Annotated in this window: 12 protein-coding genes; 10 read left to right on the top strand and 2 right to left on the bottom strand. The window is 34.8% G+C overall.

All coding sequences use genetic code 11. The features are described 5' to 3' along the window. Positions 1-36: 36 nt before the first annotated feature. The gene (locus tag J0383_RS11805; protein ID WP_207298578.1) at positions 37-369 is read right to left on the bottom strand and encodes a single-stranded DNA-binding protein; all 333 of its coding nucleotides are present in this window, start codon (positions 367-369) and stop codon (positions 37-39) included. A gap of 176 nt (positions 370-545) precedes the next feature. On the opposite strand from J0383_RS11805, the gene J0383_RS11800 reads away from it, so the two are divergent. Genes J0383_RS11800 through J0383_RS11790 form a run of 3 tightly spaced genes read left to right on the top strand, consistent with a single transcriptional unit; the run spans position 546 to position 4,821 of the window. Then, the gene (locus J0383_RS11800; protein WP_207298577.1) at positions 546-2,072 is read left to right on the top strand and encodes a carbon-nitrogen hydrolase family protein; all 1,527 of its coding nucleotides are present in this window, start codon (positions 546-548) and stop codon (positions 2,070-2,072) included. Beyond that, positions 2,072-2,419, top strand: a complete 348-nt coding sequence (locus J0383_RS11795; protein ID WP_207298576.1) for a hypothetical protein — start codon at positions 2,072-2,074, stop codon at positions 2,417-2,419. Before J0383_RS11800 ends, J0383_RS11795 begins: the two co-directional genes overlap by 1 nt. A gap of 11 nt (positions 2,420-2,430) precedes the next feature. Beyond that, positions 2,431-4,821, top strand: a complete 2,391-nt coding sequence (locus J0383_RS11790; RefSeq protein WP_207298575.1) for a M28 family peptidase — start codon at positions 2,431-2,433, stop codon at positions 4,819-4,821. Between the two features lie 36 nt (positions 4,822-4,857). Here J0383_RS11790 and J0383_RS11785 read toward each other — a convergent pair whose 3' ends face one another. Beyond that, positions 4,858-5,253: a rhodanese-like domain-containing protein gene (locus tag J0383_RS11785; RefSeq protein WP_207298574.1), complete on the bottom strand. Its 396-nt coding sequence runs from the start codon at positions 5,251-5,253 to the stop codon at positions 4,858-4,860. Positions 5,254-5,399: 146 nt separating this feature from the next. Between J0383_RS11785 and J0383_RS11780 the strand changes: the two genes are divergently transcribed. From J0383_RS11780 to J0383_RS11750, 7 genes are all read left to right on the top strand, one after another. Next, positions 5,400-6,302 carry a LysR family transcriptional regulator gene (locus J0383_RS11780; protein WP_207298573.1) on the top strand — a complete coding sequence of 301 codons (903 nt, stop codon included), beginning with the start codon at positions 5,400-5,402 and terminating at the stop codon, positions 6,300-6,302. After that, positions 6,287-6,736, top strand: a complete 450-nt coding sequence (locus J0383_RS11775; protein WP_207298572.1) for a GNAT family N-acetyltransferase — start codon at positions 6,287-6,289, stop codon at positions 6,734-6,736. Before J0383_RS11780 ends, J0383_RS11775 begins: the two co-directional genes overlap by 16 nt. Positions 6,737-6,913: 177 nt before the next feature. Beyond that, complete coding sequence (locus J0383_RS11770) at positions 6,914-7,750, top strand: NAD-dependent epimerase/dehydratase family protein (RefSeq protein ID WP_207298571.1); 837 nt, start codon at positions 6,914-6,916, stop codon at positions 7,748-7,750. Between the two features lie 123 nt (positions 7,751-7,873). Continuing rightward, positions 7,874-8,350 (top strand): methylated-DNA--[protein]-cysteine S-methyltransferase, encoded by a 477-nt coding sequence (locus J0383_RS11765; protein ID WP_207298570.1) that lies wholly within the window; start codon positions 7,874-7,876, stop codon positions 8,348-8,350. 189 nt (positions 8,351-8,539) lie between these two features. Further along, on the top strand, positions 8,540-9,253 hold the full coding sequence (locus tag J0383_RS11760) for a 3'-5' exonuclease (RefSeq protein ID WP_207298569.1): 714 nt from the start codon (positions 8,540-8,542) through the stop codon (positions 9,251-9,253). Positions 9,254-9,344: 91 nt separating this feature from the next. Further along, a complete protein-coding gene (locus J0383_RS11755) occupies positions 9,345-10,415 on the top strand; it encodes a winged helix DNA-binding domain-containing protein (RefSeq protein ID WP_207298568.1) in 1,071 nt (356 codons plus the stop codon). A gap of 94 nt (positions 10,416-10,509) precedes the next feature. Further along, a complete protein-coding gene (locus J0383_RS11750) occupies positions 10,510-11,949 on the top strand; it encodes a nucleoside recognition domain-containing protein (protein WP_207298567.1) in 1,440 nt (479 codons plus the stop codon). The last annotated feature ends 583 nt before the right edge of the window (positions 11,950-12,532 follow it).

Here is a 12,532-nt window from a genome sequence, read left to right as displayed (position 1 = left end):
ACATACAATTGTTTCTTTTGCGGCGTATAGTCAAGATTATTTACTCAGCAATAAAATCTCATTCACAACAACTTCGGTTATGTATTTTTTCTCTCCGTTTTTGTCATCATAACTTCTGTGAGTCAGCTTCCCTTCTATCGCCACCTCTTTTCCTTTCACCACAAATTTTTCGATAATTTCTGCCGTTTTGCCCCAAGCAGTCACTCGGTGCCATTCCGTTTGTTCTACTTTATCACCTTTATCATTTCTGTAAATCTCATTTGTAGCGATGGTTAAGTGTGCGAGTTTTTTACCGCTTTCTAGTGTTTTGATTTCTGGATCGTTTCCTACATTCCCAATTAATTGTACTCTGTTTTTCATTGCATTCATGGCGTATAATATTTAAATGTTCGTATAATGAATTCGTTTATCAAATTCAACGATGCAAAATTGCGCTCATCCCGCTAAAATATTCGGTTACAAACTATTTACTTTCGGTTGTAATTATTTGTAAGCGTTTGTAAATGGAATTTATTTTTGCTATATTTGAGATAAATCGTACATATATGCAGACAGAAATTAAAAAAGTTGAGTTACGAAACCTTGCATTTGAAGACTACAAACAGTTGAAAAATTCAATGGTGGAATCGTATCCAGAAATGGCCAACTCCTATTGGAGATCTAATGATATTAAAAAATTACTTTCGATTTTTCCCGAAGGACAATTGGTGATTTTAGTTGACGGAGTCGTTGTGGGATCGGCACTTTCGTTGATAGTAGACGAAAAACTGGTTGACAAACGTCATAATTACAGACAAATTATTGGAGATTATACTTTCTCTACCCATAATCCTGATGGTGAAATTTTATACGGAATCGATGTTTTCATTCATCCAAATTATCGCGGTTTACGTTTAGGCCGACGTTTATATGATGCACGAAAAGAACTTTGCGAGCAACTGAATTTAAAAGCTATTGTTTTTGCAGGCCGAATCCCAAATTACAATCAGTATGCTAAAAAGCTTTCGCCAAGAAATTATATTGAAAAAGTAAAAGACAAAGAACTTCACGATCCTGTGCTTTCTTTTCAGCTTAGTAATGACTTTCATGTTCTTAAAATTCTGAAAAATTATCTGGAAGGTGACGATGAGTCAAAAGAATTTGCTGTTCTTTTAGAATGGAACAATGTGTATTATGATGAAAGTCCGAAACTGATTAACTCTGAAAAAAGTATTATTCGTTTAGGATTAATCCAATGGCAGATGCGCCAGCTGAATAATGTTGAAGCCCTTTTTGAACAAGCTGAATTTTTTATTGATGTGGTTTCGGGTTATGGAAGTGATTTTGCTTTATTTCCAGAACTTTTCACAGCACCGCTTATGGCTGATTTCAATCATTTATCTGAAGCCGAAGCGATTCGCGAACTTGCTCGTCATTCGGAACCAATCAGAAAGCGCTTCCAGGAATTTGCCATTTCATACAACATCAATATCATAACTGGAAGTATGCCTCATCTCGAAAACGGTATTTTGTATAATGTGGGCTTTTTATGCAAAAGAGACGGAACTTCTGAGATGTATTATAAAATCCACATCACACCAAATGAAGTGCATCATTGGGGAATGAAAGGCGGATCTTCGTTTAAAACTTATGATACCGATTGTGGTAAAATTGGAATTTTAATTTGCTACGATGTCGAATTTCCAGAACTTTCAAGATTATTGGCAGATGAAGGAATGAATATTTTATTCGTGCCATTCTTAACCGATACACAAAACGCTTACACACGTGTAAAACATTGTTCACAAGCGCGTGCCATCGAAAACGAATGTTATGTTGCGATTGCGGGTTGTGTTGGAAATCTTCCGAAAGTAAACAATATGGATATTCAATATGCGCAGGCATCTGTTTTTACACCTTCTGATTTTGCTTTCCCAAGTAATGGAATTAAAGCAGAAGCTACTCCAAATACCGAAATGACACTTATCGTAGATGTTGATCTGAATTTACTGAAAAATCTTCATGAACACGGAAGTGTTAGAATTTTGAAAGACCGCAGAACTGATTTGTATCAAATAAATAAAACAAAATAATGAGAACATGTCTTGAATGCTCGGAGAAGCTGGTTGGAAGAGAAGACAAAAAATTTTGTTCAGATAGCTGTCGCAATGCTTACAACAATAAAATCAATAAAGACAGTAATAATTTCATGCGAAATGTAAATAATAAGCTTCGAAAAAATTACCGTATTTTATCCGAGTTGAATGTGGATGGAAAATCAAAAGCAACGAAAGAGAAAATGATTAACAAAGGCTTTGATTTTGATTTCTTTACTAATATATTGCAGACCAAAACAGGCAATACCTACTATTTCCTGTATGACCAAGGATATCGTTCTTTGGACAATGATTATTATATGCTCGTTAAAAAAGAAATTTAGTTTAATTCATTATGAGAAAAAACCCCACATCCATTCTCGCAATCGCCTGCATTCTAGCAATTCTAGGCATTATTTATGCTACGACCATGCCTCAATGGCTTTCGAAAAACGACGAAGCGCTCGCTGATTTTTCGACCGAAAGAGCTCTGAATCAGGTCGAAATAATTGCTCAAAAACCACATTATGTGGGTTCTACTAACCACGAATTAGTAGCCAATTATCTTAAACTTGAGCTAAACCGAATTGGATTAGAGACGAGCACTCAGGAAGGTTTTACGCTTAATAACAAAGGTCTTCTCGTAAAATCTAAAAATATTCTTGCAAGAATTAAAGGAACTAATAATTCAAAAGCACTTTTATTACTTTCTCATTACGACAGCGCCCCGCATTCCTTTTCAAAAGGAGCAAGTGATGATGCATCAGGAGTTGCAACCATTCTGGAAGGAATTAGAGCCTTTTTATATTCCAAACATCCTCAAAAAAACGATATTATTATTCTGTTTTCAGATGCTGAGGAATTAGGTCTAAACGGTGCTGCACTTTTTGTTAACAAACATCCTTGGGCAAAAGATGTAGGTTTGGTTTTAAACTTTGAAGCAAGGGGAACTTCAGGACCAAGCTACATGTTATTGGAAACCAATCAAGGAAATCAAGCGCTTATAAAAGATTTTAGCGATGCAAAAGCGGCTTATCCGGTATCCAATTCTTTGATGTACAGCATTTACAAAATGCTTCCTAACGATACTGATTTAACGGTTTTTAGAGAGCAGGGAAATATCCAGGGATTCAATTTCGCTTTTATCGACAGTCACTTCAACTACCACACACAGCAAGACGATGTTCAGCATTTAAGCAAAACGACATTGGCACACCAAGGTTCTTATTTAATGCCTCTTTTAAAGTATTTCGCCAATATTGATTTAACCAAAACTACTGCTACAGAGGACAATGTTTATTTTAACGCTCCTTTCACTTTCATAAATTATCCTTTTTCTTGGGTTGCCCCAATGACGATAATCGCTTTAGGATTATTAATTCTGTTTATGTTTATTGGAAAAGCCAAGCGAATGATTTCTTTAAGAGAAATATTCAAAGGATTTGTACCGCTTTTGGGGTCTATTATTATTTCTGGTTTGGTTACTTTTTTAGGCTGGAAAATAGTGCTGGAAGTCTATCCGCAGTATTCTGATTTATTAAACGGATTTACATACAATGGCCATGCTTACATTGGTGCATTTGTTACTTTGAGCATTGCTATTTGTTTTGCCTTTTACCATCATTTTTCAGATTCAAAAATAACGATGAACCATTTTGTAGCGCCTTTGCTGCTTTGGATCATCATTAACGGATTTATAGCCAATAGTCTTGCAGGAGCAGGATTTTTAATTATTCCTGTTTATTTCGGAATTCTGTTATTCGGAATTTTTGTTCTCACACAGCATTACAGCCTGGGATTGAATTTACTTTTCAGCATTCCAGCTTTGGCAATTATAGCACCTTTTATTGTAATGTTTCCCATTGGTTTAGGATTGAAGATTCTTTTTGGAAGCGCTATTTTAACGGTTCTTCTTTTCGGATTATTGCTTCCAATATTTAATACCTTCAGAAAAGGACCATGGATTATTGTTTTCTTCGCCGTTTCGATAGGTTTCTTCGCCTATGCAGGTTATCATTCTGACTACGAACACGGAAAAGCAAAATCGAACAGTTTAGTCTACATCTACAATGCAAATACAAACTCGGCAGTTTGGGCAAGCTATGATGTAAACCTAGATGACTGGACTAAATCGTATTTAGGAGAGAAAACTCAAAAAGTAGTTGGACTAAACAGTCTGCCAATTGCAAGTAAATACAATTCAGGATTTACCTATAGCGCAACTGCACCAATTGTTGATGTTCCAAAACCCACAATTTCTTTCTTAAAAGACAGTGTCGTAGGTAATAACCGTTATTTAAAAATCAAAATCACGCCAAACCGAAAAGTAAATCGTTACGATATTTTTGCCAACCCAAAAATGAACCTTTATAATTTCAAAGCAAACGGAGTATCAACTTCTGGAGCTAAAACTAATCGTTTAGAACGAGAAGGAATGCACGTTATATGTTATTATGTGGTAGGCAATGAACCTCTTGTAATGGATTTCTACATCAATAAATCGTCAATTTTTGATATGGATTTAATCGAAAGTTCTTTCGATTTAATGAGTAATCCGCTTTTAAAAGTAAAACCAAGAAGTGACTGGATGATGCCAACACCATTTGTATTGAATGATGCTGTTATGATTCAGCAGAAAATTAAAAGATATACACCGCCGGTAAATCCTCCCATTCAACCAGCACCAGTCAAAGACAGTGCGGTTATTGTAAAAGACACAATAAAACCGGTTGTTAAACCAGAATAATAAAAAAGGCAGACTTAAAAGTCTGCCTTTTTTATTTTAACATGCGCATTCGATTTTTAATCCCTGCTTTACTCCTTTTGTGCCTTCAGTTGCAAAACCATCAATTTTCCACCATTCTAGTCCTCCAATTAATTCTTTTACCTTAAATCCAAGCTTAGTCATATTTAAAGCGCCTTTTGTAGAGGCATTACAACCAATTCCCGTGCAATATGTAATATACAAAACCTCTTTGTCTAAATGCTTCGTGGTTTCGACATTCATTTCGCGGTGCGGAATATTAATAGCGTTCGGAATATGTTCTTCATCGTAGCCGAAAGCTTTTCGGGCATCGATTACGATTATTTTTTCGCCATCGTTCAAGGCATCAAATAAATCGGAAGGATCCATTTCAAATGCAAGTTTGTTTTCATAATGTTTAATTTGTGCTTCCATGTCGTATTGTTTTAATGATTTTGTTTTTCCAAAAGTATAATGCTTTATAATGCCATAAAAACGAAAAGAATTCATGCAGAACATTACTTTTTTTCATACAAAAGCCATTTCAAAATTTTGTTACTTTGTATACTAACTCATTACAAATGGAAATTCGCCATCTAAAACTGATCAAAGCAATTGTTGAAGAAGGAAGCATTACAAAAGCTATTGACAAACTTCATTTGACACAATCGGCGTTGAGTCATCAGCTCAAAGAAGCTGAATATCAATTAGGAACCGCCATTTTTTTAAGAACCAACAAGAAACTGGTATTAACCAAAGCGGGCGAAAAAATCTACGAACTTGCTAATGAAATTCTCAACAAACTCACTGAAACCGAAAATCAGATCAAGCAGATGGTTTTTGGCGAACATGGAGAAATCAGAATCAGTACTGAATGTTTTTCGAGTTACCACTGGCTTCCATCGGTTTTAAAGCAATTTCATCTTTTATATCCGAATGTGGAATTGAAAATTGTTGCCGAAGCCACTCATATTCCATTACAAAAATTGCTCGAAAACACGATTGATATTGCCATTGTAAGCGATCAGATAAAAGATCATAACATCAAATATCAAGAACTTTTTCAGGACGAAATGGTTATGGTAGTTTCCGAAAATCATGCTTGGGCAGATAAAAAATATGTCGTTGCCGAAGATTTCATCAACGAACACTTGATTATTCATTCGTTTCCACTGGAAACCGTTACCATTCATCAGTTTCTTTTGGCTCCAGCCAAAGTAAATCCGAAAAAAATAACGCCAATGCCTTTAACAGAAGCTTCTCTTGAAATGGTAAAAGCCGATATGGGCGTTATGTCTATGGCAAAATGGGCGGTAATGCCCTATTTAAAAAACAGTCCGTTAAGAGCAATTAAAGTTGGTAAAAACGGTTTAAAAAGAAAACATTTCATCGCTGTAAGAGCCAATGAAACCTATCCGGATTATTTCAATCATTTTATCAGCTTTTTACAAAACGAAATTAATTTACAATGGAATATTCAATAAGAAACTACGAAATTGCAGATTTGCCTAAACTACTCGTTTTAATTGAAAAACACGCCGAATTTGAAAAAGCCGAATTCTCTCCCGACGGAAAAGAAGAAGGTTTGAAAAATGCGTTATTCGGTCCAAATCCAAAATTATTCTGCTTAGTGGCAGCCACAAAAGAAACAATCGTAGGATATGCATCTTATACTTTTGATTTTTCAACTTGGAACGCTCAAAACTTTCTCTACATGGATTGTTTGTTTTTGGAAGAAGAAACCAGAGGATTTGGAATTGGTGAAATCTTAATCGAAAAATTAAAAGAAATCGGAAAACAAAACAATTGTGTCAACATACAATGGCAAACGCCGGAATTCAATACCAGAGCCATTAAATTTTACAACAGAATGGGCGCAAAAGGAAAAGACAAAGTCCGATTTACTTTAACTTTGTAAAAAAATAATCTAACAAAGTTGGTATTTTATTTCACGTAGATTTTTACAAGATTTAAGCTGATAAACGCAGATAATTATTTCAAATAAATCTGTAAAAATCTGCCGAATCTGCGTGAAACAAAAAACTTTGTGACTCTGCGACTTTGCGAGATTATTACTTAACCTCAAAATAAAAAAATGACAAAAATAAGTATACTCGGCTGTGGCTGGTTGGGATTTCCTTTAGCAAAAAGATTAATTGAAAAAGGCAATTCCGTAAACGGGTCAACCACTTCAGAAAACAAACTTTCTATTTTAAAAAATGCTGGAATAAATCCGTTTCTTGTCACCCTGAGCGAAGTCGAAGGAAACTTTGAAAGCGAAGGTACTTCTGAAAACATTATTAATTTTTTAGCGGAAAGCGAAATTTTAATTATCGATATTCCGCCAAAATTGAGAGCAGTCGATCCTAGTACTGAGAAAAAAGCTTTTGTAGAAAAAATTAAAAACCTAATTCCGTTTATAGAAAAATCAGCTGTAAAGAAAGTCCTTTTTGTAAGTTCAACATCTGTTTATGGTGATGATAATGATTTTATAACCGAAGAAACAAGTGCAAATCCTGATACCGAAAGTGGCAAACAATTAGTTTTAGCTGAAAATCTGCTTCGAGAAAATCAAAACTTCGAGACCACAATAGTACGTTTCGGCGGGCTGATTGGTGAAGATCGCCATCCTGTGAAATTTTTAGCTGGAAAAGAAAATCTAGAAAATCCAGACGCACCCATAAATTTAATTCATCTAAAAGACTGTATTGGAATTATTGAAGCAATTATAAACCAATCGAAATGGAATGAAGTTTTTAACGCTGCTGCACCTTTTCATCCTTCAAGAGAAACATATTACACGCAAAAAGCAAAAGACTTAAATCTAGTTTTACCAAAATTCAGTTCTGAAAAAACCAATATCAAAAAGATTATTTCAAGCGAAAAAATCGAAACTGTTTTAAGCTATAAGTTCCAATTGGACGAATATTAAACCATATAAGTCATATAAGAAATTTAAGTTTCGACGTTTGATTAAATGAACTTATATAACTTATATGGTTCAAAAAAAATCGCGAACTTTGCGTAAATCTTTGCGCCTTTGCGGTTAAAAATTATGGAAACAGTTTACATCAATTCGCCTCTCGGAATCACCAAAATCATTGGCGATGAAAATGGTATTGCTGTAATTTCAGTTTCTGATGTGGGAACAAATGAGGTTTCAAAAACAATTCCTGAAGTTTTAAAAGATGCTGTTCTTCAATTAAACGAATATTTCGAAGGAAAAAGAACCGATTTTGATTTAAAACTAAATCCACAAGGCACCGAATTCCAGCAGAAAGTATGGAAAGCGCTATTGGAAATTCCGTATGGAAAAACCGTCAGTTATATGGATCAAACCAAAAAGCTTGGCGATGTAAAAGCAATCCGTGCTGTAGCCTCGGCAAATGGTAAAAATCCGCTTTGGATTGTAGTTCCCTGTCATCGAGTTATAGGCACAAACGGATCTTTAACTGGATATGCAGGCGGGCTTTCCCGCAAAAAATGGCTTTTGGAACATGAATCACCATCTGCACAGCAAAGTTTGTTTTAGTTTTTATTCGCCACGAATTCACGAATTTTATTTTTCAATTAAAAGCAATTATTATTTAGCTCAATAATTAGAAAGAAAATTCATTCATTTTTTTTATTTATTAAATACTAAAGGCAAATTTGTGTACATTTATATTTAATAGAAGTTAATACAAGTTCGTGAATTCGTAGCAGAAACCACAGCAAAAATATGATTGAAAAAATAAATCTCAATAATATCTTATTTCTTGATATTGAAACAGTTCCCGAAGAGGAAAACTTCAATTCACTCGACGCAGAAATGCAGTCCTTATGGGATATTAAAACACAATACCAGCGAAAAGACGAATTCACTCCAGAAGAATTTTACGAACGCGCCGGAATTTGGGCCGAATTCGGAAAGATAATTTGTATTTCGGTTGGATATTTTACCATCAAAGGCGACGTTCGAAATTTCAGGGTTACTTCTTTTTTTGGAGAAGAAAAGAAAATCCTAAAAGACTTTTCGAATCTGATTAACAATCATTTCAATCAGCCGCAGCATTTAATGTGCGGGCATAATTCAAAAGAATTTGATATTCCGTTCATTGCAAGGCGAATGATTATCAATCAAATGCCCATTCCAGACAAAATGAATTTATTTGGAAAAAAACCTTGGGAAGTTCCGCATTTAGACACATTAGAATTATGGAAGTTTGGTGATTATAAACACTTTACCTCTTTAAAACTTTTGACCAAAATTCTGGGTATACCATCTCCAAAAGGCGATATCGACGGAAGTCAGGTGGCTCATGTTTTTTATGTTGAGAAAGACATCGACAGAATCATTACCTATTGCGAAAAGGATACAATTGCCGTAGCTCAGATTTTTTTACGCTTGCGCCGAGAAGATTTACTGATTGAGGATGAGATTATTCATGTATAGCTTTAAAGACGCTAAGATGCTAAGGTTCTGAGGAACTAAGACTTTTAGTACGATGATTAAATGATCTTATATAATTTATATGGTTTAAAAAATGATACACGAGGAGATTTCACATTATCGTTTGGTTTCGCAGAAGCTTTATAAAACCAATCACAATTCACCAGAAGAAATTGTAAAGCATTTTGGCGCTATGCAGGCTCAGGATTATGCCATGGCAAAATGGGCTGTGGGTTCGCGTTGTGATGCTTCAGAAAAAGAAATCGAAGAAGCTATTAATTCTGGAAAAATTATCCGCACTCATATTTTACGTCCAACCTGGCATTTTGTTTCTGCTGATGATATTTACTGGATGCTGGATCTTTCGGGATCTCAGGTGAAAAAACTTTTTGCTTCATTAGCCAAACAGCACGGTTACGATGACAAAAAGTTAGATCAAGTCAATTCGGCTATTGAAAAACTTCTCTCTGGAAATAACCATTTAACCCGAGAGGAAATCATGCAGGAACTTAACATTCAGAAAAAAACTGGCGATTTGTCTCCCGTTATTGTAATGATGAATGCCGAATTAGACGGTTTGGTCTGCAATGGAAGAATGAAAGGCAAGCAAATTACATATGCACTGCTAGAAGAACGAGTTCCTAAACCAAAAACTCAATTAACCAAAGAAGAAGCTTTAGCAAAATTAGCGCTGCGCTATTTTGAAAGTCATGGTCCCGCAACACTGGCTGATTTCTCTTGGTGGTCAGGATTTTCGGCTACAATTTGCAAGAAAGCAATTAACGCAATAGGGTTGCAATTAAACCATATTACTATTGATAATCAGCAATATTGGTATAAAAAGGATTTAACAGATCAGGATAACTTTCGCGAAAGCGTCCATTTTCTTCCAGCTTTTGATGAGATATTAATTTCGTATAAAACGCGTAATGCTTCTTTCCAAAGCGAACATCAGACAAAGGTTTTTACTAACAATGGTATTTTTAAACCCATAATTTTAGAAAACGGAAAAGTAATTGGAATTTGGAAAAGAACCATAAAAAAAGATCATGTTAAAATTGAAACGGAGTTTTTTAATGAGACGGCTCCGAATAAAAAACAGGATTTATTTCGTGAAATCAAATCGTTTGAGAAGTATCTGGAAACCAAAATTCTGATTGAATAAAAATTGTAACAAATCGATTTCGGTTTAAACCACGAAATTGACTTTTGTAATTGTCATTTCAATTGATTTATTACATTTACAAAAAATTACAATTATGGTATTAAGCAGATTCTGGTTAGCGATTTTTATATCTTCAATTCTTTTTATTGTAGTCAGTTTATTTACTGCCAACACTTACACCATTGATTCTGTTTTAAATGGAAAGAAAGACGATCCTATTTTAGTTTCTGAAAAGTACGTCGAGCAGCTTCCTGCTTTCATTAAAGACAGCATTAAAAAAGCGCCGGATCAAACCATGATTATTAATCGTGATACGCTGAACGCGGACACGACTTACGTTTACAAAAATAAAACAGTAAAAATTTACAGCGGACTTCAGAAATCTGATGGACTTTTACCAACTTGTAAAAGTACTTTGGTTGATTTAATTCTGCCTCTTATCGCTTATCTGGCTTTCTTCTGCGGATTAATGGAACTTTTAATTGTTTCTGGTGCATCTGGAAAACTAGCCAAAGTTCTGAGTCCAGTATTTGTGAAAGTTTTTCCAAGTATTCCTAAAAATCACCCCTCAATTTCATACATGACTTTAAACTTTGCTGCCAATTTTTTAGGATTAGATTCGGCTGCAACTCCATTTGGATTAAAAGCCATGGAAAGTTTACAGGAAATTAACCCCGAAAAAGATAAGGCGAGCGATGCGCAAATTATGTTCATGTGCCTTCACGCTTCGGGTTTAACGTTAATTGCCACTTCCATTATCGGTTATCGTGCAGCGGCTAATGCCAGTAATCCAGCCGATGTCATGTTACCATGTATCATAACCTCTTTCATTGGTACTATTGCGGCTTTCTTAATTGTTGGAATCAAACAAAAAATCAACTTTAAAAGTGCTTCTCTTCTTATTGTTTTAATGGGATTAATTGCCGCTATTGTTGGTTTATTGATGTATGTAAATCAATTGGATTTAATTGGTAAAAATTACTTTACTTCTAACCTATCTGGATTAATTTTAATTGCGATTATCGCATTTACCTTGATCTTTTCATTCAGACATGAGAAGAAGTTCAGAGAAGCTGAAACAACGGTTTTTGACACCTTTGTTGTTGGTGCGAATAACGGAGTGAAAACTGGAGTTACAATTTTCCCTTATGTTTTAGGAATGTTGGTTGCGATTTCATTATTCCGAAACAGCGGTTTATTTGAAATTATCAGCGATGCCATCGGATTTGTCTTTTCGAATTTAGGTGTAAGCAAGGAAATTACCAATGCATTGCCAGTAGCTATGCTTCGTCCATTTAGTTCTGCTGGTTCACGTGGTTTCTTGATTGATTCGATGAATACTTTTGGTGCCGATTCTTTAACAGCGAGATTAAGCAGTATTTTCCAATGCAGCGCCGAAAGCACGTTTTATGTAATTGCGGTTTATTTTGGTTCGGTTAATATCAAAAACACGCGTTATGCATTAGGAACGATGCTTCTAGTGGATTTAATTTGTGTTATTACGGCGATTTTTGTGGCAACTTGGTTTTTCTAAAAATCAAATTTAATATCAGCCGATCCTATGGATCTTCTGTTCTGTATCGATATTTGTTTAAACCGGATTAAAATCCGGCTCTACAATATGTTTCGAGCCAATGGCTCTTAGTTTCATTGTAGAATTTTATTAAAACGAGATAATTAAAATTCCTATAGAACGATAGATTCTTTAGGATTAATCCGTTAATTATTTTGCGACACATTTATATTAAATTTCATAGTAACAACACATTTTTCATACATAAATCAGAATTTAAAACATGGATCGATCCTATGGGATCTTCTTTTCTATATTGATATTTTACAAACCGGATTGAAATCCGGCTCTACAATATGTTTCTAGCCAATGGCTCTTGCTTCGGATTATTGAAACAGTTAACATTTCGAAAAAGTTCCGATAGGAATGAACAATATTGTAGCAAATCCCAATAACTATTCGACATGTCCGACATTAAGTTCCGATAGGAACGAATAATATGTAGCAACGGATTTTAATCCGTTGATCATTTACGACGTCCTATATTTAAATATTTGTTTAAACCATGTTGAAATTCGGCATTACGATATATTTCAAAACATAG

Origin of the sequence: Flavobacterium endoglycinae (genome assembly GCF_017352115.1) — a bacterium.
GTDB lineage: Bacteria > Bacteroidota > Bacteroidia > Flavobacteriales > Flavobacteriaceae > Flavobacterium > Flavobacterium endoglycinae.
Note: the sequence above shows the minus strand (reverse complement) of the source record. Positions and strands in the feature narration are given on the sequence as shown.